Annotated in this window: 20 protein-coding genes, 3 tRNA genes and 1 pseudogene; 17 read left to right on the top strand and 7 right to left on the bottom strand. The window is 70.8% G+C overall.

Going from position 1 to position 26,724, the window contains the following annotated elements; translation table 11 throughout:
- Window positions 1-25 precede the first annotated feature (25 nt).
- The 3 genes from QMK24_RS11275 (at window position 26) to QMK24_RS11285 (ending at window position 2,704) form a co-directional block, all read left to right on the top strand.
- Entirely contained in the window at window positions 26-514 is a 489-nt protein-coding gene (locus QMK24_RS11275) for a MaoC/PaaZ C-terminal domain-containing protein (RefSeq protein ID WP_283465361.1), read from the top strand.
- Window positions 511-1,695, top strand: coding sequence for a lipid-transfer protein (locus QMK24_RS11280; protein WP_283465362.1), 1,185 nt, complete (start codon window positions 511-513; stop codon window positions 1,693-1,695). Before QMK24_RS11275 ends, QMK24_RS11280 begins: the two co-directional genes overlap by 4 nt.
- Window positions 1,696-1,756: 61 nt before the next feature.
- Window positions 1,757-2,704 carry a DUF1906 domain-containing protein gene (locus tag QMK24_RS11285; protein ID WP_283465363.1) on the top strand — a complete coding sequence of 316 codons (948 nt, stop codon included), beginning with the start codon at window positions 1,757-1,759 and terminating at the stop codon, window positions 2,702-2,704.
- A 142-nt stretch (window positions 2,705-2,846) separates the two neighbouring features.
- On the opposite strand, the gene QMK24_RS11290 is transcribed toward QMK24_RS11285, so the two are convergent.
- Window positions 2,847-4,274 carry an IS1182 family transposase gene (locus QMK24_RS11290; protein ID WP_502962441.1) on the bottom strand — a complete coding sequence of 476 codons (1,428 nt, stop codon included), beginning with the start codon at window positions 4,272-4,274 and terminating at the stop codon, window positions 2,847-2,849.
- Between the two features lie 261 nt (window positions 4,275-4,535).
- On the opposite strand from QMK24_RS11290, the gene QMK24_RS11295 reads away from it, so the two are divergent.
- The 3 genes and pseudogenes from QMK24_RS11295 to QMK24_RS11305 form a co-directional block, all read left to right on the top strand.
- Complete coding sequence (locus tag QMK24_RS11295) at window positions 4,536-5,174, top strand: flavin reductase family protein (protein ID WP_283465364.1); 639 nt, start codon at window positions 4,536-4,538, stop codon at window positions 5,172-5,174.
- A gap of 294 nt (window positions 5,175-5,468) precedes the next feature.
- The gene (locus tag QMK24_RS11300; protein ID WP_283465365.1) at window positions 5,469-5,984 is read left to right on the top strand and encodes a SigE family RNA polymerase sigma factor; all 516 of its coding nucleotides are present in this window, start codon (window positions 5,469-5,471) and stop codon (window positions 5,982-5,984) included.
- A gap of 69 nt (window positions 5,985-6,053) precedes the next feature.
- Window positions 6,054-7,691: pseudogene (locus tag QMK24_RS11305) on the top strand (long-chain fatty acid--CoA ligase); the annotation flags it as partial.
- Window positions 7,692-7,850: 159 nt separating this feature from the next.
- On the opposite strand, the gene QMK24_RS11310 reads toward QMK24_RS11305, so the two are convergent.
- Window positions 7,851-11,708 (bottom strand): hybrid sensor histidine kinase/response regulator, encoded by a 3,858-nt coding sequence (locus QMK24_RS11310; RefSeq protein ID WP_283465368.1) that lies wholly within the window; start codon window positions 11,706-11,708, stop codon window positions 7,851-7,853.
- A 228-nt stretch (window positions 11,709-11,936) separates the two neighbouring features.
- On the bottom strand, window positions 11,937-12,530 hold the full coding sequence (locus tag QMK24_RS11315) for a hypothetical protein (protein WP_283465369.1): 594 nt from the start codon (window positions 12,528-12,530) through the stop codon (window positions 11,937-11,939).
- A gap of 190 nt (window positions 12,531-12,720) precedes the next feature.
- Between QMK24_RS11315 and QMK24_RS11320 the strand changes: the two genes are divergently transcribed.
- From QMK24_RS11320 to QMK24_RS11335, 4 genes are all read left to right on the top strand, one after another.
- Window positions 12,721-12,811: transfer RNA gene (locus tag QMK24_RS11320), tRNA-Ser, on the top strand.
- A 249-nt stretch (window positions 12,812-13,060) separates the two neighbouring features.
- A tRNA-Arg gene (locus QMK24_RS11325) sits at window positions 13,061-13,136 on the top strand.
- 154 nt (window positions 13,137-13,290) lie between these two features.
- Window positions 13,291-13,364 (top strand) — tRNA-Met (locus QMK24_RS11330).
- A 92-nt stretch (window positions 13,365-13,456) separates the two neighbouring features.
- The gene (locus QMK24_RS11335; protein WP_283465423.1) at window positions 13,457-13,819 is read left to right on the top strand and encodes an MmcQ/YjbR family DNA-binding protein; all 363 of its coding nucleotides are present in this window, start codon (window positions 13,457-13,459) and stop codon (window positions 13,817-13,819) included.
- Between the two features lie 85 nt (window positions 13,820-13,904).
- On the opposite strand, the gene QMK24_RS11340 is transcribed toward QMK24_RS11335, so the two are convergent.
- From QMK24_RS11340 to QMK24_RS11350, 3 genes are all read right to left on the bottom strand, one after another.
- Window positions 13,905-14,780, bottom strand: coding sequence for an MEDS and STAS domain-containing protein (locus tag QMK24_RS11340; RefSeq protein ID WP_283465371.1), 876 nt, complete (start codon window positions 14,778-14,780; stop codon window positions 13,905-13,907).
- 228 nt (window positions 14,781-15,008) lie between these two features.
- Window positions 15,009-15,593: an NADPH-dependent FMN reductase gene (locus QMK24_RS11345; protein WP_283465375.1), complete on the bottom strand. Its 585-nt coding sequence runs from the start codon at window positions 15,591-15,593 to the stop codon at window positions 15,009-15,011.
- Window positions 15,593-16,054, bottom strand: coding sequence for an LLM class oxidoreductase (locus tag QMK24_RS11350; protein ID WP_283465377.1), 462 nt, complete (start codon window positions 16,052-16,054; stop codon window positions 15,593-15,595). The genes QMK24_RS11345 and QMK24_RS11350 overlap by 1 nt, the downstream gene beginning before the upstream one ends.
- A 198-nt stretch (window positions 16,055-16,252) precedes the next feature.
- Between QMK24_RS11350 and QMK24_RS11355 the strand changes: the two genes are divergently transcribed.
- The 7 genes from QMK24_RS11355 to QMK24_RS11385 all read left to right on the top strand — a co-directional run bounded on the left by QMK24_RS11355 (window position 16,253) and on the right by QMK24_RS11385 (window position 23,877).
- On the top strand, window positions 16,253-16,993 hold the full coding sequence (locus QMK24_RS11355) for a response regulator transcription factor (protein ID WP_283465378.1): 741 nt from the start codon (window positions 16,253-16,255) through the stop codon (window positions 16,991-16,993).
- Window positions 16,990-18,606 (top strand): sensor histidine kinase, encoded by a 1,617-nt coding sequence (locus QMK24_RS11360; RefSeq protein WP_283465379.1) that lies wholly within the window; start codon window positions 16,990-16,992, stop codon window positions 18,604-18,606. The genes QMK24_RS11355 and QMK24_RS11360 overlap by 4 nt, the downstream gene beginning before the upstream one ends.
- A gap of 25 nt (window positions 18,607-18,631) precedes the next feature.
- Window positions 18,632-20,020: a bifunctional glycosyltransferase family 2/GtrA family protein gene (locus QMK24_RS11365; RefSeq protein ID WP_283465381.1), complete on the top strand. Its 1,389-nt coding sequence runs from the start codon at window positions 18,632-18,634 to the stop codon at window positions 20,018-20,020.
- The gene (locus tag QMK24_RS11370) at window positions 20,017-22,227 is read left to right on the top strand and encodes a glycosyltransferase family 39 protein (RefSeq protein WP_283465382.1); all 2,211 of its coding nucleotides are present in this window, start codon (window positions 20,017-20,019) and stop codon (window positions 22,225-22,227) included. The genes QMK24_RS11365 and QMK24_RS11370 overlap by 4 nt, the downstream gene beginning before the upstream one ends.
- A 172-nt stretch (window positions 22,228-22,399) precedes the next feature.
- The gene (locus tag QMK24_RS11375; RefSeq protein WP_283465384.1) at window positions 22,400-22,582 is read left to right on the top strand and encodes a hypothetical protein; all 183 of its coding nucleotides are present in this window, start codon (window positions 22,400-22,402) and stop codon (window positions 22,580-22,582) included.
- Window positions 22,583-22,623: 41 nt separating this feature from the next.
- Window positions 22,624-23,376, top strand: coding sequence for a TetR/AcrR family transcriptional regulator (locus tag QMK24_RS11380; RefSeq protein WP_283465385.1), 753 nt, complete (start codon window positions 22,624-22,626; stop codon window positions 23,374-23,376).
- 36 nt (window positions 23,377-23,412) lie between these two features.
- Window positions 23,413-23,877: a PPOX class F420-dependent oxidoreductase gene (locus QMK24_RS11385; protein WP_283465386.1), complete on the top strand. Its 465-nt coding sequence runs from the start codon at window positions 23,413-23,415 to the stop codon at window positions 23,875-23,877.
- Between the two features lie 446 nt (window positions 23,878-24,323).
- On the opposite strand, the gene QMK24_RS11390 is transcribed toward QMK24_RS11385, so the two are convergent.
- Window positions 24,324-26,714, bottom strand: a complete 2,391-nt coding sequence (locus tag QMK24_RS11390; protein ID WP_502962442.1) for an MFS transporter — start codon at window positions 26,712-26,714, stop codon at window positions 24,324-24,326.
- Window positions 26,715-26,724 lie beyond the last annotated feature (10 nt).

The following is a 26,724-nucleotide window of genomic DNA, read 5'->3' on the forward strand; positions in this document are numbered from 1 at the left end:
CCAGCCGCAGCCGCAGCCGCCGCACATGGTGCGGACGCCGAAGGAGGGCGATGAGCTGCCGCCGCTGCGCATACCGGTCACCCGCACCCTGATCGTCGCGGGTGCGATCGCCTCGCGCGACTTCCAGGACGTGCACCACGACGTGGAACTGGCGCGGGAGAAGGGCTCGCCGGACATCTTCATGAACATCCTCACCACGAACGGCCTGGTCGGCCGCTACATCACCGACTGGGCCGGGCCGCAGGCGCGGCTGCGGGCGGTGCGGATCCGGCTGGGTGCGCCGAACTACCCGGGCGACGAGATGGTGCTGACCGGCAAGGTGACATCGGTTGATACCTGCCCCGCCGCAACCCCCACCATCGCCCCCACCATCGCCCCCGCCAACGCCAAGGCCCCCGCCAAGGCTCCCGCCGAGGCCGTCGTCGTGATCGCCGTCCTCGGCGCCAACAAGCTGGGCCACCATGTCACCGGCACGGTGACCGTCGTACTCCCGATCCCGGAGGCAGCCGTATGAGCGTCCGCAACCGCGACAGTCTCGGCGGCAGGGCCGCGATCGCCGGAATCGGGGCGACGGAGTTCTCCAAGGACTCAGGCCGCAGCGAGCTGAAGCTCGCCGTGGAGGCCGTACGTACGGCTCTGGACGATGCCGGACTGACCCCTGACGACGTCGACGGCATGGTCACCTTCACCATGGACACCAGCCCGGAGATCACCGTCGCCCAGGCGGCCGGCATCGGCGAGCTGTCGTTCTTCTCCCGCATCCACTACGGCGGCGGGGCGGCGTGCGCGACGGTCCAGCAAGCGGCCATGGCAGTCGCGACCGGGGTGGCCGACGTGGTCGTCTGCTACCGCGCGTTCAATGAGCGCTCCGGCCGCCGGTTCGGTTCAGGGGTGCAGCAGCGCGACCCCTCGGCCGAAGGGGTGGCGCTCGGCGCCAACCTGCCGTCAGGTCTGCTCACCCCGGCGTCGTGGGTCGCCATGGCGGCGCAGCGGTATCTGCACGCCTTCCACCTCGATCCATCGGTCTTCGGCCCGGTCGCGGTCGCCGACCGCCGCCATGCCGCGAACAATCCCGCCGCGTACTTCCACGGTAAGCCGATCACCCTCGCCGACCACGCCGCCTCGCGCTGGATCGTCGAGCCGCTGCGGCTGCTGGACTGCTGCCAGGAGACGGACGGCGGGCAGGCGATCGTCGTGACGACGCCGGAGCGGGCCCGCGATCTGCGGCACGCGCCCGCCGTGATCGTCGCCGCCGCGCAGGGCGCGGGCCGTGCGCAGGAGCAGATGACGAGTTTCTACCGCGACGAGCTGACCGGTCTGCCGGAAATGGGGGTGGTCGCCCGCCAGCTGTGGCGGACCTCCGGTCTGACGCCGGCCGATATCGACACGGCCGTGCTCTACGACCACTTCACCCCGTTCGTCCTCATGCAGCTCGAGGAGTTCGGTTTCTGCGGGCCGGGGGAGGCGGCGGACTTCGCCGCGGGCGGCGGTCTGGAGATCGACGGGCGGCTGCCGGTCAACACCCATGGCGGCCAGCTCGGCGAGGCGTATCTGCACGGCATGAACGGCATTGCGGAGGCGGTCCGCCAGCTGCGCGGCAGCAGCGTCAACCAGGTCGCGGGCGCTTCGAACGTGTTGGTCACCGCCGGAACAGGTGTTCCCACTTCGGGGCTGGTGCTGACGGCAGACGGCTGAACGGCGGGCCTGGCGGGCGTGTCAGCCCGGCGCCGCCGACCGCCGGGCGTTGACTCGCGCCATGCGTGAAAACAACCGGATTACCCGATATGCAGTCATGGTGCTGGCGGCTGCGGTGTGCCTGATCAACGGCGGCCTCGCCCAGGCCAACGGCGGCATCGCCCAGGCGGCCCCCGTCCCCGATCCCCCTGCCGTCAATGCCTCCGCCTCCCAGAGCGCGGCCTCCCAGGGCGCCACCTCCCAGGGCGCCACCTCCGCCCTGGTCACCGAGGCCGCTCTGCGAGGCACCCAGACCTTCCAGGGCCTGGGCTTCGACACCTGCATGACCCCGTCGGCCACCACCATGCGCGCCTGGCACGGCACCTCCCCGTACAGCGCCGTCGGGGTCTACTTCGGCGGCCGGGCCCGCGCGTGCCCCGTGCAGCCGAATCTCACCCCCGCGTGGGCGAAGACCGTCTCCGACATGGGCTGGAGCCTCCTGCCGATCTACGTGGGATCGCAGTCGCCCTGCGTGATGAGCGCCAAGAAGGCGGCGTACACGATCAACCCGCTCGACCCGGAGAAGGACGGTGTGAACGAGGCACGCGACGCCGCGCAGCGCGCCCACGACCTCGGCCTGGCCGCGCGCAGCGCCCTCTACCTGGACATGGAGGCGTACGACATCCGCACCGCGGCGTGCACCGCGCCGACGCTGGCCTTCGTCCAAGCCTGGGACCGGGAGGTGCGCCGCCTCGATTACGTACCGGGGTTCTACAGCAGCGCGGATTCCGGCATCGAGCACATGGAGCAGGCCCGGACCGCCGGCGCCCCCGATCTGCCGAGCGTCCTCTGGTACGCCCGGTGGAACGCCCAGCCGACCCTGACCGCCGAGCCGGCCCTCCCCGACTCCGCCTGGCAGCCGCACAGCCGCATTCACCAGTACGAGGGAAACGTCACCGAGCACTACGGCGGCGAGTCGTTGACCATCGACCGCGACATCCTCGACGCCCCGGTCGGCATCGTCGGCTAGGAGCGTGGGTCGGTAACGGGCAAACGGTCCGGTGGATCGTGGTCAGCGGGATCGGCGACGGTCGCGTGGTCGGTGCCGACGGGCCGAGGTCTGGGTCTCCCGGCCGCGGGAAGCGAGTGGAAGGGGCCCTGGGCCGGGCCGGTCAGCCGATGGCTGCGGCGAAGCCGGTGGCTCCGGTGTGTAGGAAGATTTTGCGGAGGTTGTGGCAGGCGGCCAGTAGTCGCCACTCTCCCCGGGCGCCGTCTTCGCCGCGGAGCAGGAGTTGGCGGCCGTTCTGGCAGGTCATGATCTGTCCGAAGACGGGTTCGACGATGGCTTTGCGGCGGCGGTAGGCGGCTTTGCCGGGTTTGGTCCGCAGCTTGCGGGCCATGCGCTCTTTCAGCGTGGCGTTCGCCGGGATCCGTCCGCGTGGTGCGGGTGGGACCTGCTCGTCGTGGGCGAGTCTTCCGGTGGCCATGAACGTGTTGGTCCCGCAGGTGAGTTGGCGGTCTCTTGCGGCTTCGAGGTTCGTCTCGGAGCAGTATCCGGCGTCGACGAGTGCCTGCTTGGGGTGGGTGCCGGTGTTCTGGGCGGACTGGTCGAGCATCGTGGTGTAGTTCAGCGCGTCCGAGGCGTTGGTCGTCACGTCGGCGGCGGTGATGACCTGGTGTTCCTCGTCCACGACGGCCTGGGCGTTGTAGGCCTGGATGTAGGCGCCGTCGCTGTTCTTCATGATCCGCGAGTCGGGGTCGGTGAAGTTGGCCTGCGCCTTCGGCTTGGGACGGGCCGTCGCGGCGGCCTTGTCGCCCGCGTCGGCGACGGCCTGCTCGTCGTCGGCGCCGGCGCGCTCCTGCCGGCGCCGTTCCTTTTCCTTGGCGTGCGTGTGGGCCTTCTCTGCGGCTTCGGCCTCGATCTGGGCGCGGGCGGCCTGCAGTTTGGCCAGGCGCTTCTCGCGGCGGTCCAGCTCGGCGGGCAGGTCGGTGTCCTTGCCGTCGACGCCGAAGGTCTGGTCCTCGGCGGTGTCGCTCGCTTCGGCGTCGGCCAGCAGGGCGGCGGCCATCGCCTCCAGCTGGGCGATCTCGGCCTCGACGTGCTCTTCCTTGTCGATGAGCCGGCCGTAGCTCATCGCCTTGTGCTTGGAGGCGCTGGCTTTCAGCTTCGTGCCGTCCAGGGCAACGCGGCCCATCTTGACCATGCCCAGCTTCTGCGCCAGGTGCAGGGACTGGGTGAACAGGTCGGCGAGCGCGTCCAGGTGGCGGCGGCGGAATCGCGAGATCGAGCGGAAGTCCGGTTCCTGGCCAGCGGCCAGGAACCGGAACGCGACATCGTCGGCGCACTTGTGCTCGATCGCCCGCGAAGAGCGCACGCCGGTGGTGTAGCCGTAAATCAACAGCCTGACCATCAGCCGTGGGTCGTACGGCGGGAAGCCGCGCTTCTCGGTGTAGTCGGCCAGGACCGGCCGCAGGTCCAGCACGTCATCGACCAGATCAGCGACGAACCGGGCCAAGTGCCCCTCGGGCAGCCAGTCGTCCAGCGACGGCGGCAGCAGCAGGACCTGATGCGGGTCGAACGCCCGGAACCGTTTGTCCACCGGCGCCGGACGGCCCTGCGGCCGCCGCTTCTCGACCGGCTCGACCTCGAACAGCCCATCCCCACCACGCATACCGACATCATTCCGTACGAATGATCACGAACCGAAGGCGGGTGTCTGTGGTCGGGCGATCGATCGGACCTGCCGAAACGCAAGGTCCGATTGCCGCCAGCAGTGTTCGCCTGCTTCAGGAAGAGTCGGTGACGGCTCGTGCGCCTGATCGCGAGTCTGGCCAGCTGACATCCTGCGAAAGGCGAACAAATGCACGTGGTCCCCGGGCTCAAGGTCCTGTACTTCGGGACTCCGGTGGTGCTGATCAGCTCACGTAACGAGGACGGCACCGCGAACCTCGCGCCAATGTCCTCCGCGTGGTGGCTGGGCCAGTCCTGCATGCTCGGTCTCGGCAACAGCGGCCAGACGACCGCGAATCTGCTGCGCGAGGGCGAATGCGTGCTCAACCTGCCCTCATCGGCAATGGTCGATGCTGTTAACCGGATCGCGCTCACCACCGGGAAATCGGCCGTGCCGGACCACAAGGCGAAGCAGGGCTACCGATACGAACCGGACAAGTTCTCGGCCGCGAAGCTGACCGAGCAGGCATCGGAGCTGGTCCGGGCACCCCGGGTCGCTGAATGTCCGGTCCAACTGGAATGCAGAGTCGTTTCCTCCTACCCCTTCGGCAGCCCCACTCCCCATGCCACCGCCTTCCAGGTCGAGGTCCTTCGCGCCCACGTCGAGGCGGACCTGATCATCCCGGGGACGCACTATGTGGACCCGCTCGGCTGGGACCCGCTCATCATGAAGTTCTGCGAGTTCTTCGGTGGTGGACACAACGTCCACCCGTCGAAACTCGCCGAAGGCTGGAACATGCCGCACCAGCTCCAGCCGACGATCCTCTGAGCCCAGGACGACGCCACCGACCACGAACAGGACCGCGCCGGGCGCCCACAACCGATCCCGCCGACGTCGATCGCCCGGCCGCTTGCCCGTTACTGAGACACGCTCCTAGGCCCGGAACAGCGTCGGCCGGCGGAACCGTGAACCCTGCCGCGAAACTTCCCTTTCTCAGGGTTCTGCCCTGGGCGGGTCCGCCCTCGGGAGGTGGGGACAACCCCCCTCCTACGACTTCAGGGTGATCCCGCTTCGGCACCTCCGGCGGATCCGCCGGGCCGGCGGCGCTCATAGCGTTGAGGCATGACCACGCCTGTGTGCACCAGCACCAGCACCACGCAGTTCTCCAGCTACGTCCGGGCCAAGGGCCCGACGCTGCTGCGTACCGCACGTTCGCTCACCGCGAATCCCTGCGACGCCGAGGACCTGCTGCAGACCGCGCTGACCAAGACGTACCTGGCATGGGACCGCATCGACGACCACCGGGCGCTGGACGGCTACGTCCGCCGCACCCTGGTCAACACGCGCACCTCGCAGTGGCGCAAGCGCCGCATCGATGAATTCGCGACCGAGGACGTCCCCGAGCCGCTGTCCACTGCCCCCGACCACACAGAACAGCAGGCCCAGCGCGATGCGCTGCTGCGCGCCATCGCCCGGCTGCCCACCCGGCAGCGAGCGATGGTGGTGCTCCGTTACTACGAGGACATGAGCGAGATACAGACCGCCGAGGCCCTCGGTGTGTCGGTCGGTACGGTCAAGAGCGCGGTCTCCCGGGCACTCGGGAAATTGCGGGATGACCCCGAATTGCGCGCCAGGTAGTGACATACCGACTGGTATGGAAGCAGAATCACCGGGACCTTACCCGCACGTAACCCGTGGAGGCTCCCGGTGCTGAGCACGATGCAGGACGTACCGCTGACCGTCACCCGCATCCTGGTCCATGGGGCTCTGGTGCACGGCCGATCGCAGGTGACCACCTGGACCGGGGACGCCGAGCCGCACCGCCGCTCCTTCCGTGAGATCGGCGTCCGTGCCATCAGGCTCGCGAACGCGCTCCGCGACGAACTGGGGGTCGCCCGTGACGAGCGGGTCGCCACCCTCATGTGGAACAACGCGGAGCATGTCGAGGCCTACCTCGCGATCCCCTCGATGGGTTCGGTGCTCCACACCCTCAACCTGCGCCTCCCGGCCGAGCAGCTGACGTGGATCGTCAACCACGCCGCCGACCGCGTCATCCTCGTCAACGGCTCCCTGCTCCCGCTCCTCGCGCCGCTGCTGCCCGCGCTGGAGCCCGTCGAGCACATCGTCGTCGTCGGCCCCGGGGACCGCTCGCTGCTCGCCGGCTGCCGCCCCGCCGTCCACGACTACGAGGAGCTGCTGGCCGGCCGTCCCACCACGTACGACTGGCCCGAGCTGGACGAACGCGATGCCGCGGCCATGTGTTACACGTCGGGCACCACCGGCGATCCCAAGGGCGTCGTGTACTCCCACCGGTCCATCTATCTGCACTCCATGCAGGTCAACATGACCGAGTCGATGGGTCTCACCGACCGCGACACCACCCTCGTCGTCGTCCCGATGTTCCACGTCAACGCCTGGGGACTGCCGCACGCCACCTTCATGACCGGCATCAACATGCTCATGCCGGACCGCTTTCTGCAGCCCGCCCCGCTCGCCGAGATGATCGAGAGCGAGCGCCCCAGCCACGCCGCGGCCGTCCCCACCATCTGGCAGGGGCTGCTCGCCGAGCTCGCCACCAAACCGCGCGACATCTCCTCCATGGCGACCGTGACCATCGGCGGCTCCGCCTGCCCGCCCGCGCTCATGAAGGCCTACGAGGAGCACGGCGTGCGCCTCTGCCACGCCTGGGGCATGACGGAGACCTCCCCGCTCGGCACCATGGCCCATCCGCCGGCCGGCCTCACCCCGGAGGAGGAGTGGCCGTACCGCGTCAGCCAGGGCCGCTTCCCGGCATCCGTCGAGGCCCGGCTGGCCGGTCCTGCGGGCGAGATCATGCCGTGGGACGGCGAATCCGCGGGTGAACTGGAGGTACGCGGCCCCTGGATCGCCAACTCCTACTTCGGCGGCGCGGGCTCGGAGCCGCTGCGACCCGAGGACAAGTTCAGCCCGGACGGGTGGCTGCGCACCGGTGACGTCGGCGTGATCACCCATGACGGCTACCTCACCCTCACCGACCGGGCCAAGGACGTCATCAAGTCCGGCGGCGAATGGATCTCCTCCGTCGACCTGGAGAACCACCTCATGGCCCACCCGGACATCGCCGAGGCCGCGGTCGTCGCCGTACCCGACGAGCGCTGGGGCGAGCGGCCACTGGCCACCGTCGTACTGAAGGAGGGCGCCACCGTCTCGTACGAGACGCTGCGGGAGTTCCTCGCCGGGCGCATCGCCCGCTGGCAGCTCCCCGAGCGCTGGGCGATCATCCCGACCGTCCCGAAGACCTCGGTCGGCAAGTTCGACAAGAAGGTGATCCGCGAGCAGTACCGGCTGGAGCAGATCGAGGTCACGTACGTCGCGGGGCCCGCGAAGAGCGCTGCCGGCGGTACGGGTTCGGCGGAGCCGGGGTCGCAGCCGGGGTCCGACAAGAGCTGAGGCTCGATCGGTGCGGCCGACCGTGGATCTCCGCCGGTCGGCCGCCGCGAGTCCTCAGCGACTCGGGGCTCCAGGCTATGAGCGACCCGGGGTTCCGGGCCATGCGCCGATCTTGCCGAGCAGGTCCACGATGCGGGACTGCACATCCGTACTCGTCGACCGCTCCGCGAGGAACAGCACCGTCTCGCCGGAGGCGAGGCGCGGCAGCTCCGACGGGTCGATGTCCGCGGACGTGTAGACGACCAGCGGTGTGCGGTTCAACTGGCCGTTGCTGCGCAGCCAGTCGACGATCCCCTGCCGGCGCCGTCGCACCAGCATCAGATCCATCACCACCAGGTTCGGCCTGACCTGCGCGGCCGTCGTCATCGCCTCGACCTCGGAAGAGGCGTGCGCGACCTGCATACCGCGCCGCTCCAGCGTCGCGGTGAACGCCTGGGCGATGTCCTGATGGCTCTCCACCAGCAGCACCCGCGGCGGATGCTGCTCGCTGTCGCGCGGTGCGAGTGCCTTGAGCAGTACGGCCGGGTCGGCGCCGTAGGCCGCCTCGCGCGTCGCCTGTCCGAGCCCGGCGGTCACCAGCACCGGCACCTCGGCCTCGGCGGCGGCCTGTCGGAGCGACTTCAGCGCGGTCCGGGTGATCGGGCCGGTCAGCGGGTCGACGAAGAGCGCGGCGGGCGGCTCGGCGACCTGCGCGTCCACTTCCTCGCGGGAGCGGACGATCACCGGGCGGTAGCCGCGGTCGGTCAGCGCCTGGCGGGTCGAGACATCGGGTTCGGGCCAGACCAGCAGCCTGCGCGGCTCGGGCAGCGGAATGCCTGTTTCCGACGGGTCCTCGGTGACCTCGACGGCGCCGTTCGGCCCGTCCAACGGCTCGGGGCCCTCGGCGCCCTCGGCGGGCGCTCCTATGGCGAACGCCCTGCCCGGGACGACGGTGCGCAGCAGTGCGGTCTGCTGGTCGTGGTCCTGGTGCTGCTCGTTGCCCTGGCTGATGCTCTGCTGCGGATCGGCGGCGGGGGGCCGGGACACGGGGAGCTGACCGCTGTCGGGATCCGCCAACGGGTGCGGGCGGGCCTCCAGCTCCTGGCTTTCGTCCTGCTGAGGACCGTTGAGCTTGCGCCGGCGGCCGGATCCGGAGGGATTCTGCTGGGGGAACGCCTCGGGTTGCGGCTGCGATTGCGGATGGATCGGCGGTTGCGGCTGGACCGGCTGGACGAACGCGACGCCCTGGCCGAGCGTGCGCACGCTGATCGCCCGCCCCTGGCTCTGGCCCTGCTGCTGGCTCTGGCTCTGGTTCTGGCTGTGCGCTTGGGGCGCCCCGCCGGGCGGCGTCGTGGGGGTGCGCTGGCCCTGTACCGGAATCCCCTGGGACAGGCCCTGGGCCTGGGCCTGCGGCTGTGCACCCGGCTCGACCGCGGGTGCCGTCGGTGCCGTCGGTGCCGCGGGGGTCACCGGTCGACCGGCGTCCGGCCACTGCGGGCTCACCGGCTGCTGCGGGCCCGGCGTGGCCGACGGGTCGGAGCCGTCGGCACCCGCCGGGCGGACCGCGTTCTGTTCCTGGTGCCCGCCTTGGTGCGGGACCGGCACGGACACCGGCCCGTTCCCGTTCCCATTCCCGTTCGTGTCCTCCGGCTGCGGCGGCGTGATCCGTCGCGCGCGGCGGCCCGCCGACGGCTCCTGCCCGGCGAGGGAGGCGCCGTTGCCGTCGCTCCCCGGCTGCGGTTGCTGCGGTTGCTGCGGTTCCTGCGGCATGGGCTGCCAGCCGCTCACCGGGAGGGCGTGCTGGACGGGCGCGGCGGGAAGTTCGGCGGCGGGCTGCTGGCCTTCGGACAGCGGGCGGCGGGCCCGGCGTCCGCTGGGCTGCTGACCCGGCTGCTGACCCGGCCGACCGGGCTGATCCGCCGGCAGCAGGTCCGCCGCTCCGGCGCCGCCCGCGGTGTCTCCCGTGCTCTCCCCGTCCGGCATGGGGCGGCGCAGCGCGCGCCGACGCCCGGTCGGAGTCTCGGGCTCGCCCGGCTGCGCCTGGCTGTGTCCCTGGCTCCGGCCGCGCGTCTCGTCCTGCTCGTCCGGTCCTGCGGTGGGGATCGCCCACGGCGCCACCACGGTGCCGCCGTCGTCCCCGGCCCTGCGCGGCCGCGGCGCACGTGTCGTCCCGGCGACCCCGGGCTCGCCGCTGCCGGCCCAGCCCGCCGCGGACGCGCCGTCGGCGGGTGTTCCGGCCGCGGGTGTCCCCGGACCCTTCCGGCCCGCGGCGGACGCGGTACCCGTGGCGCCCGCGGAAGAACCGACGGAGCCGGCCGGAGGCGTAGCCGCGGCACCCTTACCGCCCGTATTCCCGGCGCCGCCCGCATTCCCGGTGCCGCCGGGACCCCTGGCACCACTCGTACCGCGTGCGGGCTTCGCCGGCATCGGCATCACGGTCGTCTCGGACTCGCGCGCCCCGTCCTTCGCCGCGGCCGCAGCACGGCCCGCCGCAGCGATCGCGGACGAGCCCAGCGGCACCTCGAGGACGTACGCGCTGCCCTGGCCCGGCACTTCGTGAGTCTGCAGGACGCCGCCGTGCCGTTCGACGATCCCGCGTGCGATCGGCAGGTGCACGGCATTGCCACCCGCGTGCGGCCCACGCACATCGATCCGTATGACGTCGCCGCGCTGCGCCGCCGCCACCACGATCGTGGAGTCACCGCCACCGCTCACGACGGTGGCGTTGCCGGCCGCGTCCACGCCCGCGACGTCCGCGATCAGGTGCGCGAGCGCCTGGGACATCCGCTCGCCGTCGATCGCCGCCTCGATCGGCGGCGCGTGCACGGCGTACTGCGCGCGCCCCGGTCCGATCAGTTCGATCGCGCCGTCGACACCGGCCGCGACGACCTTGTCGAGCCCGACCGGCTCGCGCCGCAGCCGGTCCTCGCCGCGGTCGAGCCGCTGGAAGGCCAGCACATTGTCGATGAGGGTGGTGATGCGGGCGTAGCCGGCCACCAAGTGGTGCAGGATCTGGTTCGCCTCGGGCCACAACTGCCCGGCGGGGTCGGCGGCCAGGCCGGTCAGCTCGCCGCGCAGCTCGGCCAGCGGGCCGCGCAGCGCCTCGTCCAGCACGGCCTGCAGCTGCTCGCTCCGGGCGACGACGGCGTCGTACGCGCTCCGGTCCGTGAACGTCATGACCGCGCCGACCAGCTGCTCGCCGTCCCGCACGGGTGCGGTCGTCAGGTCGACGGGCACCGCGCGCCCGTCCTTGCGCCACAGCACCTGGCCGCGTACCCGGTGCTTGCGCCCGGAGCGCAGCGTGTCGGCGAGCGGGGTCTCCTCGTACGGCAGCGGGGTGCCGTCGGCGCGCGTGTGGTGGGCGAGCGGGTGCAGTTCCTGGCCGCCGAGGTCGGTCGCCCGGTAGCCGAGGATCTGCGCGGCGGACGGATTGACGAGGACGACCTTGCCCTCGGTGTCGACGCCGACCACGCCCTCGGCCGCCGCGCGCAGGATCATCTCCGTCTGGCGCTGCTGGCGGGCCAGTTCGGCCTCGGTGTCCATCGTGCCGCTGAGGTCACGTACGACGAGCATCAGCAGCTCGTCACCGGTGTAGCTCTGCGGCTCGTCGTACGGGGTGCGGCCGTCCTCGAGGTTGGCGCTGGTCACCTCGACGGGGAATTCCGACCCGTCGGTACGCCGCGCGACCATCCGGGTCGGCTTGGTGCGGCCTTTGTCGTCGCCCGTGCTCTGTGCGCTGCGCATCGATCCGGGGATCCGCTTGGAGTCGAAGGCGGGCAGCAGATCGAGCAGGCCCCGCCCGACGAGCGCAGTCCCCGGTGACTCGAAGGTCTCGATCGCGATGGCGTTGGCGTTGACCACCGTGCCGTTGCAGTTGACCAGCAAGAGTGCGTCGGGAAGGGCGTCGAGTATTGAGGCGAGGCGAGCAGCGCCTCTGGATGGCCTGCTGCTCACGAGACGCGTCCTCCCTGTTACCGCACGTACCGCACTTCCTGCGGTGGCCCCGCGCAACCCGCGCGATCGGCTCTCACCGGCGGCCCATCTTGCCGCTGCCCCCGTGGCATGTCACTAGAGCGAGTGTACGTGCAGCGATTGGCCGAGCGTCCGCGGATGCCCATGTACCCCTGTGGGATTCGGTGTTCGAGCGCGTACGGTGCAAGATCAGCTCGGATGTGGCGTGCGTCACGCACCCCCGCCGACGGGGGGCAGGACCGGTGCCATTTCCTTCCACCTGGCGACCTCGCAGCCGTTGGCCCGGCTGTACCGCTCGTTGACGGTCAGGCCCTGCGAGACCCCTGTGACCTGCGCGGTCTGTGGTCCGCCGTAGATCATCGAGCACATCTGACCGGGCGGCACGGGCCCCACGGGACCGCCCAGCCGCGCCAGCCGGTCGCAGGCCGCCGCTGTGGACTCCCCTGTGGACGGTTCCGTGGATGCCCCTGCGGATGCCTTTGGGGATGTCGCGGTGGATTCCGCTGTGCCGGCCGGCACAGCGGGCTCGGCGCCGCAGTACAGATCGTGCGTGGTGACCTTCCCCGCGCCGTCGTTGACAGTGACGGTCAGATGGTCACCCGCCGGCGGCGACCAGGACGGCCAGGGCGACGCGGTGGCGTCGGCCGCCAGGAGCAGCGGCAGACCGGCGGCGAGCACGGCGGCGAGCGGAAGCCGCAAACCGAGCCGGTGACGGGAGTGGGGACGGGGAAGGGGACCGGGACGGGGAGCGGGACGGGGCACGGGGCGGAGTCGGTCGAGTTGGCCGGGGCCGTTGAGTCGCATGCCCCCAGTCCCTACCGTGCCGCCCGGCTCTTTCCCCGCAACCCACCCGAACGTGGGCGAGCCCACCCGTCACCGCGCGCATCCTCTTTGCCCTCCGCGCCGACGGCCTTGTACCCTGGTCTGCGATTGGTGACAGCCTGCCGGGCTGTGCCATCATCTGCACACACCCTCGCTCGCGCGGGTGTGTACTGGAGGCTTCGCCTAGTCTGGTCTATGGCGCCGCACTGCTAATGCGGTTTGGGACTTCAATCCCATCCGGGGTTCAAATCCCCGAGCCTCCGCTTGTTTCCGGAGCCCCGGTCGTCCCAGGACGACCGGGGCTCCGTCGTATGTCCGGCGCGGGATGATCTCCCCTCCCCGGCGCGCCGCCCCGCCCTCTCCAACGTCGTCCTGCACGGCGCTTCCAAGGCCCTTCTGAGGCTGTTCTCCCAGCTCAGAGGGGGTCAGAGCAATGGATTTCACCTCACGCCGCAGGTCATGTAATGTTGTTCCCGCAGCGCAGACCGGCCAGAAAACGCCGGAACGCACAAGCACTCGTAGCTCAACGGATAGAGCATCTGACTACGGATCAGAAGGTTGCAGGTTCGAATCCTGCCGAGTGCACCAAGTCAGGACCCCCGAGGAGATCGTCTGAGGGGGTCCTGACTTGTTTTACGGCGGCGAAGTGCAGCAACGCGTTTGATCACCGATCGCCATGGCCGCCGCAAGCGGAACTGGTCATGAGGGTCACGCGGATGGCGTACTGTGGTGTTTACACCGACGCGGGGTGGAGCAGCTCGGTAGCTCGCTGGGCTCATAACCCAGAGGTCGCAGGTTCAAATCCTGTCCCCGCTACGACGATCACAGGCTCGGCACGAAAGTGCCGGGCCTGTGGTGTTTCCGGGCTCCCGTGGTGCGGAGCGGCTAGGGTCGGCCGGGTGGTGGCGATGACTGCGCGGGGGCTGAAGGCGGCGTGTCTGGCGATGCCGGGCGCCGTGGAGGAGTTTCCGTTCTCCCGTTATCCGGAGCTCTCGACGTTCAAGGTGGCGGGGAAGATCTTCGCGCTGAGCGCGCTGGGGGAGGATCCGCTCACGGTGAGCCTCAAATGCGATCCGGAGATCGCCGGGCAGTTGCGGGCGGAGTACCCGTCGATCATTCCGGGATACCACCTCAACAAGCGGCACTGGAACACGGTGGCGCTCGACGGGTCGCTGCCGGCCCGGATGGTGCGGGAGATGATCGAGGACTCGTACGACCTGGTGGTGGCCTCCCTGCCGCGGGCGGTGCGGCTCACGTACGACTCCAGCTGATCACCGTCGGCTCCCGCTGTTCACGTACGACTCGCGCTGTTCACCTACGACTCGCGCTGACGCCGGCTGCCGGCCCGATGCGCGGTCACCAGCTCGACTCGACGTAGAGCGTCAGTTGGGGGATGTCGTCCGCGCCGCACAGCCGCAGGACGCGGGCGTGGGTGGGCGGGCAGTGGACGGCGAGGCGGGCGGTGGGGGAGAGACCCGCGGCGAGCCGGATGAGGGTGGTGGCGCAGTGGGCGTCGATGAAGGACAGGGCGGTCAGGTCGATGAGGCGCGGTGGCGGTCCCGGGCCGCGCAGGGACTTCCGCAGGTCCGCGTCGAACTGCTCGCGGGTGGCGAGGTCGGCGTTGCCCGCGAGGTGCAGGATGGTTCCGGTCCGGGTGATGTGCAGGGCGTCGAGGGACGGTAGGACCTCGGTGGGATGGGCGGCGTTCACCCGGCACATCAGTTCGGGTGGGAACAGCCGGAGGTCGTACTCGCAGATGGCCGTGAAGCCGATGTCGGCGAAGAGCGGGGTGAGTCCCGTCTCGTAGTCGACGAGCTCCTGGTGGTCGACGCCGGGCTCCAGCGCCCAGGACATGTCGCCGGTGGCGCGCAGCCCGCTGAAGCCCATCATGTTGGCGTTCTCGGTGAACTCGATCCAGGTGGCGGCGCGGCCCTCGGGGTCGAATCCGCGCTCCGGGTCGTAGCCGGGGATCTCGTTGATGACCAGGAGCCGGTCGTCGCGCAGCGCCTGGGCGGCGGGGACGCCGTGCTCGGCGAGCCGGACGGCCGTCTCCTCGGGGGTGGTGCCGGGGCCGGCGAAGAGGATCACCCGTTCGCCGAGGCAGAGGCCGGCCTCGGTGAAGGCGGCGCGGATCGCCCAGCGTGCCTCATGGCTGTCGAAGCCCAGGCAGGCGTGATCGCCGGACGCCATGCGGTCGACGGAAACGGTGTGAGGGACGGCGCCACTGTCCATGCGGTGAACGTACCTCCGTTCGCCGGGAGACGGAGGTCAGCCGATCGGTTTCGTAGGAATCAGACAAGGAGCGTCGCACCGGTGATCATAACCAGCCTTATTCATCACGAATGTGACGGAATATCATAAACCTTGCAAGCGTGGACAGTTGGGCAACACACTCTGTCCATCAGTGCAGTTGGGCAACGCCGCTACCTTCAGCCCCAGTTGGGCAACAGGCCGACGGCATCAGTCAGTTGAGGTGAGCAGCGCGGTGAGTGCGTTCCGGAGATCCTCGCGGGCCGCTTCGTCCGTGATGACGCCGACTCCGTCGAGGACGGCCACCTTATTGCCCACGAAGGCGACTTCACGGCAGGCGTCGGCCACGACCCGGGCCGACATCGTGCTCAGCGTCTCGCGCAGTTGCGCGTGGGCGTAGGGGCCGCCGACCTGGAGCGGGGAGGCGGTCACCACCGCGAACGGTCTGTCGATCATCTCAGCTCCGCTGACCAGCCAGTCGAGGGCGTTCTTCAGCGAACCCGGCACGCCGTGGGCGTACTCGGGGCTGACGATGAGGACGGCCCCGGCCGAGCCGACGGCCGCCCGCAGCTCCGCCACCGGGGGCGGCGACGACATGCCCTCCCGGTCCATGTCCGGGTTGAAGTGCGGAAGTCCGGCGAGCGCGTCGTAGACGGCAGTTGTGGTGCCGGGCGGGACGAGGCCGAGCAGCGCCCGCAGCAGCGTCGAGTTGCTGGAGGCGGCGCGCAGGCTGCCGGAGACGGCGAGGAGTCGCGTGCCGGACAGTCGCGTACCGGACAGTCGCGTGCCGGACATCAGGCCAGCACTCCGGCCAGCCGGCGCCACTCGGGGCGGGTCAGGGCTGACCGGCCCTGGCCGTTGACGATCTGCAGGGCCACATGGTCGGCGCCGGCCGTGTGGAAGGCGTCGATCCGGCGGCGGATGCGATCGTCGTCGCCCCACGCGAAGACGGTGTCGATCAGCCGGTCGCTGCCGCCGTCGGTGAAGTCGGCCTCCTCGAAGCCGAGTCGGAGGAAACTGTTGGTGTAGTTCGGCAGCGTCAGATAGATGGAAGCGTGCTCGACCGAGCTGCTGCCGCCCAGCCAGATCGCGCCGAAGCCCAGCTCGTCCAGCTCGGCCGCCGCCTCGGCGATCCCGCCGCGCAGCCGCGGTTCATCCGAGCGCAGCGCGGAGTTCCAGATGCCGTACCGGCCGATGGACTCCTTGGTGCGCGCGATGGCGCTGTCGTCGCTGCCGCTGCTGTCCTTGCTGCCCATGTGCCGGCTCCCCTGGGTTTCGGTGCGTGCACCGAGCAACCAGGCGGGCGATGGCCCTATTCCGCCGCCGCCGATCCCCGCCGCCGATCCCGTCCGCTGATCCCGGCCATCCGTCGCCGGCTCCTCGTCCGGCCGTTTCTCAGGGAATTCACAGGTATCCGAAAGAGTGCTCTCAGGGCCCCCTCGCAGGGTGGTCCCATGCCTTCCATCCCCGCTGCCGCCGCCGATCTCGCCCGTCCCGACGGGTCCCCGGTGCGCGTTCTCGTCGTCGACGATGAGGCGGCCCTCTCCGACCTGCTGTCCATGGCTCTGCGCTACGAGGGCTGGGAGGTCCGTACCGCGGCCGACGGCGCCGGCGCGCTGCGCGTGGCCCGCGACACCCGCCCCGACGCCGTCGTGCTCGACGTGATGCTGCCCGACATGGACGGCCTGGAGGTACTGGCCCGGCTGCGCCGCGACACCCCGAACGTGCCGGTGCTCTTCCTCACCGCCAAGGACGCGGTCGAGGAGCGGATCGCGGGACTGACGGCGGGCGGCGACGACTATGTGACGAAGCCGTTCAGCCTGGAGGAGGTCGTGGCCCGGCTGCGCGGCCTGCTGCGCCGCTCGGGCGCGGCCGCCGCGCGGAGCGAGTCCATGCTGGTCATCGGCGATCTCGTACTGAACGAGGACAGCCACGAGGTGTACCGGGGCGACGACTCGATCCACCTCACCGCGACCGAGTTCGAGCTGCTGCGGTTCCTGATGCGCAATCCGCGCCGGGTGCTCAGCAAGGCGCAGATACTCGACCGGGTCTGGTCGTACGACTTCGGCGGCCAGGCCAATGTCGTCGAGCTCTACATCTCCTACCTGCGGCGGAAGATCGACGCCGGACGCGCCCCGATGATCCACACCCGGCGGGGGGCGGGGTATCTGATCAAGCCGGGCGAGACGGCGTGACGGCCTTCCGGCGGCGGCCCGGGTCCCTCAAGCGGCCCTGGTCGCTCCGGCGCCGCCTGGTGGTGTCGTCCGTCGCGCTGGTCGCCGTGGTGTGCGCGGTGATCGGCACCGTCACGGCGATCGCCCTTCACACCTATCTGTACGCGCAGCTGGACACCCAGCTCGCCGCCGTCGCGCACCGTGCGGCGGGACCGCCCCCCGAGGCGAACCTCTCGCAGCACCCGAGGCCCACCAGCAACCTGGGGTTCGTCATCGGCGGTGGCCAGCCTCTCGGCACGATCGGCGCCAAGGTCGGCGACGGCCGGATCACCGATACCGCGATCAGCGCCCAGCAGGAGAGCGGCAACGACGGGCCGCTGGTGAGGCCCGAACCGCTCACCGCCGAGGAGACCGCGGCGCTGAGCGCCCTGTCCCTCGACGGCGCCGCGCACAGCATCGACATCCCCGGCCTCGGCACCTACCGCATGCAGTCGGTCGCGACGCAGAACGGGACCTACCTCGTCGGCATCCGGGCCTCCGGGGCGCAGGACACGCTCAACACCCTCGTCTGGGTGGAGGTGTGCGTGACCGCCGCCGGGCTCGCGGCGGCCGGACTCGCCGGTACCGCCCTGATCCGTATCTCCCTCCAACCGCTGCGCCGCGTCGCCGCCACCGCGTCGCGGGTCTCCGAACTCACCCTGCACCGTGGCGAAGTGGCGCTCCACGAACGTGTGCCGGAGGGGGACACCGACCCCCGCACCGAGGTGGGGCAGGTCGGCGCGTCCCTCAACCGGATGCTGGGGCACGTCGGTTCGGCACTGCACGCCCGGCAGGAGAGCGAGACGCGGGTCCGGCAGTTCGTCGCCGACGCCAGCCATGAGCTGCGGACGCCGCTCGCCTCGATCCGCGGTTACGCGGAGCTGACGCGGCGCGGCCGGGAGGACATAGGCCCCGACACCCGGCACGCGCTGGGCCGTATCGAGTCCGAGGCGGGCCGGATGACGACGCTGGTCGAGGACCTGCTGCTGCTCGCCCGCCTCGACGCGGGGCGGCCGCTGCGCCTCGCGGACACGGACCTGTCACCGCTCGTCGTGGACGCGGTCAGCGACGCACGGGCGGCGGGGCCCGGTCACGTATGGCGGCTGGACCTGCCCGACGAGCCGGCCGCCGTCCTCGGGGACGCGGAGCGGCTGCAGCAGGTGCTGGCCAATCTGCTGGCCAACGCCCGTACCCACACCCCGCCCGGTACGACGGTCACCGCGCGGGTCACCCGGATCTCCCGGACCACCCGGGATCCGCGGGTCACCCGGGTCGCCCAGGCCGCGCGACCGGGCGGCAGGCAGCAGGGTGACGGCGTACTGCTCCAGGTCGTCGACGACGGTCCCGGTATCCCGCCCGACCTCCAGCCGTACATCTTCGAACGATTCGCGCGCGGTGACGTGTCCCGCGCGCGGGGTTCCGGTTCGGGCTCCACCGGCCTCGGGCTGGCGATCGTGCACGCGGTGGTCGCGGCGCACGGCGGCCGGGTGTGGGTCGACAGCACTCCCGGCCGTACCGCGTTCGGTGTTCACCTCCAGGACCACCCCGGGGCACGACTCTCACAGCAGGACCTCAGGTTCACCACAAGGTCGTGACAGCGCGGCGGCGGAGCGTCGGGGCATGCGCACTCACCTCGGCACTCTGCCGTCCCGGCAGCACCTGCCGGTCGCACAAAGCGACCCGGTGCTCGATGTCGTGATCCCCGTCCACAACGAGGAGAACGATCTCGAGCCCTGCGTCAGGCGGTTGCACGCTCACCTGGCCGGCACCTTCCCCTATCCCTTCCGGATCACCATCGCGGACAACGCGAGTACGGACCTCACGGAGGCCGTGGCGAAGTCCCTCGCGTCGGAGATTCCCGAGGTCGAATCCTTCCGCCTCGACCAGAAGGGGCGCGGGCGGGCCCTGCGGGCGGTCTGGACGGAGTCCGAGGCGCCCGTACTCGCCTACATGGATGTCGATCTGTCGACCGACCTGAACGCACTGCTGCCGCTGGTCGCCCCGTTGATCTCCGGCCACTCCGACCTGGCGATCGGCTCCCGGCTGGCCCGTAGCTCACGCGTCGTACGGGGAGCGAAGCGGGAGTTCATCTCCCGTATGTACAACCTGATCCTGCGCGGCTCGCTCGCCGCCCGCTTCTCCGACGCGCAGTGCGGATTCAAGGCGATCCGCAAGGACGTCGCCGAGCGGCTGCTGCCGATGGTGGAGGACACCGGCTGGTTCTTCGACACCGAGCTGCTGGTGCTCGCCGAACGCGCCGGACTGCGGATCCACGAGGTACCGGTCGACTGGGTCGACGACCCCGACAGCGCCGTGGACATCCTCCGCACGGCCACCGACGACCTCAAGGGCGTCTGGCGCGTGGGCCGGGCGCTCGCCACCGGCGGGCTGGCGCTCGACCGGCTGCGCCGCCCCTTCGGCGACGATCCGCGGGACCGCGAACTGGGCGGCGTACCACCGGGGCTGGCCAGGCAGCTGGTCGGATTCTGCGTCGTCGGCGTGCTGAGCACCCTCGTCTACCTGGCGCTGTACTCGCTCTTCCGGCTCGGGCTCGGCTCGCAGCCCGCCAACGCGGCGGCGCTGCTGCTCTCCGCGATCGGCAACACCGCGGCCAACCGCCGCCTCACGTTCGGCGTCCGGGGCCGGGAGCAGGCCGTCCGCCACCAGGCGCAGGGCCTGGTCGTCTTCGCGATCGGCCTCGCCCTGACCAGCGGCTCGCTGGCCGCCCTGCAGACCGCCAACACCCTCCCCGCGCACAGTACGGAGCTGGCCGTCCTCATCGCGGCCAACCTCGCAGCGACGGTGCTGCGCTTCCTGCTCTTCCGCGCCTGGGTCTTCCCGGCCCGGGCCGACCGGGACCGGACCTCCGTGCCCGTACTCACCGCCGTGCCGGATCTCGGCCCCGACCTCGACCCGGCGAACGAATCCACCTACGACCCCACTTACGACCCCTCCTACGACCCCGACCCCGAACCCGCCTACGACTCCGACCTGAGGAGCGCACGATGACTGCGCCGAGCAGCACCCCTTCCAGCCCGCGGCAGCAGCCCTTCGCGGAGCCCGCGCCGGTGACCCGTAGCGCGGTGCCCGATCACGCGCAGCCGCCCGGTGCACCGGTGTCGTATGGCCCGCGCGGACCGCGCGGAGTCACCGACCGCGTCTGGAGGGGCCGTCCCGAGGACGCCCGCTGGGTGCGTCCCGCGTTCCTGGCGCTGCTGGCCGTGACCGCGGCGCTGTACCTGTGGGACCTGAGCGTGTCCGGATACGCCAACTCCTTCTACTCCGCGGCCGTTCAGGCGGGCAGCGAGAGTTGGAAGGCGCTCTTCTTCGGCTCGTCCGACGCGGCGAACTCGATCACCGTCGACAAGCCGCCGGCCGCGCTCTGGCCAATCGCCGTCGCCGTCCGGATCTTCGGCCTCGACTCGTGGTCGATCCTGGTCCCCGAGGCGCTGATGGGCGTCGCGACGGTGGGGGTGCTCTACGCCGCCGTACGCCGCCGCTTCAGCCCGGCGGCCGGCCTCATCGCGGGCGGCGCGCTGGCGATCACCCCGGTCGCCGCGCTGATGTTCCGCTTCAACAACCCGGACGCACTTCTCGCGCTGCTGATGACCGTCGCCGTCTACTGCGTGCTGCGCGCGCTCGAAGGCGCGCGGACGAAGTGGCTGGTCTGGGCGGGTGTCGCCTTCGGTCTCGCGTTCCTGACCAAGACGCTGCAGGCGTTCCTCATCCTTCCGCCGCTCGCGCTCGTCTACGCGGTCTTCGCGCCGACGACCGTACGCCGTCGCATCGGCCAACTGGCGCTGGCCGGGCTGGCGTTGGTCGTCTCCGGCGGCTGGTGGGTGGCGATCGTCGAGCTGTGGCCCGCCTCGTCCCGTCCGTACATCGGCGGCTCGCAGGACAACAGCTTCCTGTCGCTGACCTTCGGCTACAACGGCTTCGGCCGGATCACCGGCAATGAGACCGGCAGCGTCGGCGGCGGTGGAGCGGGTGGCGCGCAGGGCGGCAGCATGTGGGGTGCGACGGGCATCACCCGGCTGTTCGACGGTGACATGGGCGGCCAGATCGCCTGGCTGCTGCCGGCCGCGTTCCTGCTGCTCGTCGCGGGGCTGTGGCTGACCCGGCGGGCCCCGCGTACCGACACCCGGCGGGCGGCGTTCCTCGTCTGGGGCGGTTCGATGCTGATGACCTTCGCGGTCTTCAGCTTCATGTCGGGCATCTTCCACCAGTACTACAACATCGCACTGGCCCCCTATATCGCCGCCATCGTCGGCATGGGCGCCACGACGCTATGGGAGAAGCGGTCGCACCTCGCCGCCGCGGCGGCGCTCACCGTGACGGCCGCGGGCACCGGCTACTGGGCGTACGTCCTGCTGGGCCGTTCGTCCGACTGGCACCCGTGGCTGCGCTGGGCGGTGCTGGCCGGCGGTCTGCTGGCGGCGGCCGGACTGCTGCTGGCGGTACGGCTGGGCCGGCGGATCGCGGCGGTGGCGGCCGGTGTCGGTATCGCGGCGGCGCTCGCCGCCCCGTTCGCGTACACCCTCAACACCGTCGGCACCGGGCACGCCGGTTCCATCGTGACGGCGGGCCCGAGCGTCCAGGGCGGCATGGGCGGCATGCGTGGCGGCGTCGGAATGCCGCCGGGCACGGCCGGCGGCCGGAACGGCCAGGCCGGGCCGGGCCAGGGGCAACAGGGCGGCACGGGCGGCACTGGCGGTTTCCCCGGTGGCGGCCAGCGGCCGACGATGCCGGGCGGTACCCAGAACGGCCGGCCCCAGAACGGCCAGACCCTGCCAGGCCAGGGCGGGACCGACGGCGGCGGCCGCGGTGGTGGCGGTATGGGCGGACTGCTCGGCGGCGCCAGCGTCAGCTCCGCCATGAAGGCGCTGCTGGAGAAGAACGCCTCGGACTACACCTGGGTCGTGGCGGCCATCGGTTCGCAGAACTCCGCGAGCTACCAATTGGCCATCGGCGACCCGGTCATGGCCATCGGCGGCTTCAACGGCAGCGACCCGTCGCCGACGCTCGCCCAGTTCAAGAAGTACGTGAGCGAGGGGAAGATCCACTACTTCATCGCGGCGAGCCAGGGCGGCGGTGGCGGCGGTATGGGCGGCCAGGGCACGTCCGCCCAGATCGCCACCTGGGTCGAGTCCGCGTTCACCAAGAAGACCGTCGGCACCACAACGGTCTACGACCTGACCACCCCGGCAATGAGCTGACCTGAGGCCTCCGGGCCACTCAGTTCTCATCTCCCAGGCCACCTCCCAGGCGGTACCCGCAGGCGCTGACCTGCGGGTACCGCCTATTTTCATATTTCCCTTGTACGACGTACAGGATTAGATATATGGCGTATAACGCAGCTCCTCATACACCGTATAAGGAGCCCGTCTCTTGTCTGCTACGGCGACCACCACCGCCACCAACGCACCCGCGGCCGCGGAGCGCACCCGGCTGGCCGACGACTTCGCCTCCGGTATCCAGGCCAGCCAGCTCATCGGCGCCGCCGCGGTCCTGGCCGGCGGACTCCTCGCGGCAGTCCTGCTGCGCAGGGCCGAGCGCTCGGAAGCGGCATAGCATCGGATACGAGCTCGATGACCCCGAAGGGAACGCCCACCATGGCCGACGACAGCCGCGCGATCACGCCTGAGGCCAGCGTGTGGCTGCACGAGCGCCCGGCGGTCAAGCGCCGCAGTGAGCAGCCGGCCGGACTGGACCGCGACAAGATCGTCGCGACCGCCGTCCGGCTGCTCGACACCGACGGCCTCGCCAAGTTCTCTATGCGCAAGCTCGCCGCTGAGCTGGGTGTGACGGCGATGTCCGTCTACTGGTACGTCGACACCAAGGACGATCTGCTGGAGCGCGCCCTGGACGCGGTCAACGCCGAGATCGTGCTCCCGGCCGAGGAGCCGGACGCCGACTGGCGCGACGAGGTTCGCCAACTCGCCACCGGTTACCGCACGATGCTGGTCGCGCATCCCTGGGCGGGCCATCTGATCAACGAATTCCTCAACATCGGCCCGCACTCGATGGAGTTCTCGAACGCCGCGTTGCGCGCGGTGACCCGAGCCGGTCTCCCGCCCGAGCAGATGACGGGTGCGCTCGGCTGCGTCTTCCAGTACGTCTACGGCTACGGCACCACGGAGGGCCGGTGGGGCGAGCGGTTCCGCGCCAGCGGCCTGGACGAGGACGAGTTCTACGCCGACTGGGTCGGCGCGGTCGAGGACCGTCCCGAGTTCGCCCAGTCCACGGAGCTCCTCAAGCACCGCACGGTGACCGTCGCCGAGCAGCGCGATCGTGATTTCACCTTCGGGCTGGACGTCGTGATCGCGGGCATCGACGCGATGCGGGTACGACTCGCGCAGGGGTGACGGGCCGGCGCAGCCCCTGCGCCGTAGGGTTTTGCCATGGCTCCCCAACCGATTGCCACCAACACCACGGCGACCCTCGACGAGCTGCTGGAGTTCGTCCGTCCCCGCCACCGCGCGATCCTGCTCACCACCCGCGCGGACGGCCGGCCGCAGGGCTCCCCGCTGACCTGCGGTGTCGACGACTCCGGGCGGATCGTCGTCTCCACCTACCCCGAGCGCGCCAAGACCCGCAACGCCCGGCGGGATCCGCGCGCCAGCATCATCGTCCTGTCGGACGACTGGAACGGGCCCTGGGTGCAGATCGACGGCTCGGCCGAAGTGGTCGATCCGCCGGACTCCGTCGAGCCCCTCGTCGAGTACTTCCGCAACATCTCGGGCGAGCATCCGGACTGGGACGAGTACCGGGCCGCGATGATCAAGCAGGGCAAATCCCTGATCCGCATCACCCCGGAACGCTGGAGCCCGATCGCAACGGGCGGCTTCCCAGTCCGGCTCGCCTAGGCCCCGTCCGGGCGATCATGAACGGCCCCTTCGCCGCCTGGCACGGCACCTCGCGGCGTTGCCGAAAAGCCCACAGGAAACCACCCTGCGGGCATTCCGGCGCCTTGCGAGGCACGGCACCAGACGACGCCTGTACCGCCCATGATCGCCCGGACAGGGCCTAAGCCCTGTCCGGCGCTCGAGGACGAACCGGCTGCCTGGCGTGCCCGGCGAACCAATCGCCGGACAGGCTGAATTCAGCCTGTCCGGCGATTGAGGACAACGCGGCCGGAGGCAGCGCGCGCCCTCCCGCACCGCTCGGCCGGCGATGGGATCCGCGCGGCGGCCTCGGCCGTCCCCTGCTCCGGCCGTCGCACGGATCCCGATTCCTCCGGACACCGGCCCGCACCTCTCCGCTGTGCGCGCGGGCCGGCCGTCCGGAAGCCTGGGGAACCACCCCTGGGGAGCTATCCCTCGGGGTGGTTGAGCTCGACGTCGAACTCCTCGGCCGCGCGGCCCCGGACGGTCAGCGCGGTGGCCAGCGGCGGGTAGCCGCTCGCGACGAGCGAGTACTCGCCGGCGTCGAGGTCGGTGAAGGCGTACGCGCCGTCGGAGCCGGTGGTGGTCGTACCGGCCACGTTCCCGGCCGCGTCGACGAGGACGACCTTGGCGTCCGGCAGCGGCCGCCGGTCGGCGCCCGCCCGTACGATGCCCCGCACCTGCGTGCCGGGCTGCAGCGCGATCGCGACCCGGCAGGCGCCGGACCCGGTGACCTCCACGGGCAGCGCCGTCGGCCGGAACCCGGGCGCGTTCACGGAGACCGTGTAGTCGCCGCCGGGCAGCTCGGGGAAGGCGAACTCGCCGCCGTCGCCGGTCTTCCCGGTGCCCAGCACCTCGCCGCGCACATCGGTGACGACGACCATCGCCTCGACGACCGTAGCCGTGTCCACCGCGTTCACCACCGTCCCGGTGAGCCCGCCGGTCCCGGCGAGCACCATGTCGTACGGGAGCGGCGCGTCGCCGACCAGCACGGTCGACGCCTGCGGCTGGTGGCCGTCGGCGGCCGCGATCAGGACGTACGAGCCCGAGCCGGGCGCGTCGAGCAGGTAGCGGCCGTCGGTACCGGTGACCGACTTGCCCAACTGCTGCCCCTGGAGCGAGATCAGCGTGACCTTGGCGAGGCTGACGGCCGTTCCGCCGTTGATCCTGACGGTGCCGTGGACGGGCGTGCCGCCGGGTGCCGGCGTGGTCGCGGGCGCGTCCAGCACGGGCGTGACGGATGCCACGGATGCCACGGACGGCACCTGGCCGGCGCCGGTGCCACCGATGCCGCTGGGAGCGGCCGCCGCGTCGGCGACCTGCTGCACCTGCTGCAGGCCGCTGTTGGTCCTGAGCGCGACCTCCTTGACGAAGACCACCAGCAGGAAGGAGATGAACGCGAACGGTGCCGCGTACAGGAAGACATCGCCGATGCCGCGCCCGTACGAGCTTTCCACGACGGTTCTGACCGGGGCCGGGAGCTTGGCGATGTCCGGGATGCCGCCGCCGTCGCCGCCCTTGATGCCGAGCGCCGCGAGGCCGTCGGACACCAGGCCGGTGACGCGGCTGCCGAGGACGGCGCCGAGCGCCGAGACGCCGACCGCGCCGCCGAGGGAGCGGAAGAAGGTGACGAGCGAGCTGGCCGCGCCGAGATCCTCAGGCTTGACCTGGTTCTGCACGGCGAGCACGAGATTCTGCATCATCATGCCGATGCCGAGCCCCAGCAGCGCCATGTAGATGGCGACCTGCCAGTACGGGGTGTCGTAGCGCAGCAGGCCCAGCGTTCCGGCGCCCGCGGTCAGGAAGACCCCGCCGCCGACCAGGAACGCCTTCCAGTGTCCGGTCTTGGTGATGATCTGGCCCGAGACGGTCGAGGAGATGAACAGCCCCGCGATGAGCGGGATGGTCATCACGCCGGACATGGTCGGGGTCTTGCCGCGGGCCAGCTGGAAGTACTGGCTCAGGAACACGGTCCCGGCGAACATCGCGACACCGACGAAGAGGCTCGCGAACGAGGTGAGGGTGATCGTCTTGTTGCGGAACAGCCGCAGCGGGATGATCGGTTCTGCGGCCCTGGACTCGACGAACAGGAAGACCAGGCCGAGCAGGAACGCACCCGGCACCATCACATAAGTCTGCCACGATATCCAGGCGAAGTTGGTGCCGCCGAGCGAGACCCAGATCATCAGCAGGCTGACGGCCGCGGTGATGAAGAACGCGCCCGACCAGTCGATCTTGACCTTCCGCTTGACCACGGGAAGGTGCAGCGTCTTCTGGAGCACGATGATCGCGATGATCGCGAACGGCACGCCGACGTAGAAGCACCAGCGCCAGCCGAGCCAGTCGGTGTCCACGATCACGCCGCCGACCAGCGGGCCGCCGACCGTCGCGACGGCGAAGACCGCGCCGAGGTAGCCGCTGTAACGGCCGCGCTCACGCGGGGAGATCATCGCCGCCATGATCACCTGGGTGAGGGCCGACAGACCGCCGGCGCCGACACCCTGGAGGACCCGGCAGGCGATCAGCATGCCGGGGCTCGTCGAGAATCCGGCGATGATCGAGCCGAGTACGTAGATGACCAGGGCTATCTGGATCAGCAGCTTCTTGCTGACCAGGTCGGACATCTTGCCCCAGAGCGGGGTGGTCGCGGTGACCGCGAGCAGGGAGCCGGTGACCACCCAGGTGTACGCGCTCTGGCCGCCGCCGATGTCCGCGAGGATGGTCGGCAGGGCGTTGGAGACGATCGTGGACGACAGGATCGCCACGAACAGTCCGAGCAGCAGCCCGGAGAGCGCCTCCATGATCTGCCGGTGCGACATGGGGGCCGCG

The sequence above is a fragment of the Streptomyces sp. PH10-H1 genome, from assembly GCF_030063355.1.
In the GTDB taxonomy this organism is placed as follows: domain Bacteria; phylum Actinomycetota; class Actinomycetes; order Streptomycetales; family Streptomycetaceae; genus Actinacidiphila.

What these genes read in the sequence shown, in the direction of transcription:
- QMK24_RS11390 (WP_502962442.1), bottom strand. Translation starts at nt 26,714, where the DNA reads ATGTCGCACCGGCAGATCATGGAGGCGCTCTCCGGGCTGCTGCTCGGA.
- QMK24_RS11275 (WP_283465361.1), top strand. Translation starts at nt 26, where the DNA reads ATGGTGCGGACGCCGAAGGAGGGCGATGAGCTGCCGCCGCTGCGCATA.
- QMK24_RS11340 (WP_283465371.1), bottom strand. Translation starts at nt 14,780, where the DNA reads ATGGACAGTGGCGCCGTCCCTCACACCGTTTCCGTCGACCGCATGGCG.
- QMK24_RS11300 (WP_283465365.1), top strand. Translation starts at nt 5,469, where the DNA reads ATGACCACGCCTGTGTGCACCAGCACCAGCACCACGCAGTTCTCCAGC.
- QMK24_RS11315 (WP_283465369.1), bottom strand. Translation starts at nt 12,530, where the DNA reads ATGCGACTCAACGGCCCCGGCCAACTCGACCGACTCCGCCCCGTGCCC.
- QMK24_RS11280 (WP_283465362.1), top strand. Translation starts at nt 511, where the DNA reads ATGAGCGTCCGCAACCGCGACAGTCTCGGCGGCAGGGCCGCGATCGCC.
- QMK24_RS11380 (WP_283465385.1), top strand. Translation starts at nt 22,624, where the DNA reads ATGGCCGACGACAGCCGCGCGATCACGCCTGAGGCCAGCGTGTGGCTG.
- QMK24_RS11370 (WP_283465382.1), top strand. Translation starts at nt 20,017, where the DNA reads ATGACTGCGCCGAGCAGCACCCCTTCCAGCCCGCGGCAGCAGCCCTTC.
- QMK24_RS11355 (WP_283465378.1), top strand. Translation starts at nt 16,253, where the DNA reads ATGCCTTCCATCCCCGCTGCCGCCGCCGATCTCGCCCGTCCCGACGGG.
- QMK24_RS11350 (WP_283465377.1), bottom strand. Translation starts at nt 16,054, where the DNA reads ATGGGCAGCAAGGACAGCAGCGGCAGCGACGACAGCGCCATCGCGCGC.
- QMK24_RS11285 (WP_283465363.1), top strand. Translation starts at nt 1,757, where the DNA reads ATGCGTGAAAACAACCGGATTACCCGATATGCAGTCATGGTGCTGGCG.
- QMK24_RS11345 (WP_283465375.1), bottom strand. Translation starts at nt 15,593, where the DNA reads ATGTCCGGCACGCGACTGTCCGGTACGCGACTGTCCGGCACGCGACTC.
- QMK24_RS11365 (WP_283465381.1), top strand. Translation starts at nt 18,632, where the DNA reads ATGCGCACTCACCTCGGCACTCTGCCGTCCCGGCAGCACCTGCCGGTC.
- QMK24_RS11295 (WP_283465364.1), top strand. Translation starts at nt 4,536, where the DNA reads ATGCACGTGGTCCCCGGGCTCAAGGTCCTGTACTTCGGGACTCCGGTG.
- QMK24_RS11335 (WP_283465423.1), top strand. Translation starts at nt 13,457, where the DNA reads ATGACTGCGCGGGGGCTGAAGGCGGCGTGTCTGGCGATGCCGGGCGCC.
- QMK24_RS11385 (WP_283465386.1), top strand. Translation starts at nt 23,413, where the DNA reads ATGGCTCCCCAACCGATTGCCACCAACACCACGGCGACCCTCGACGAG.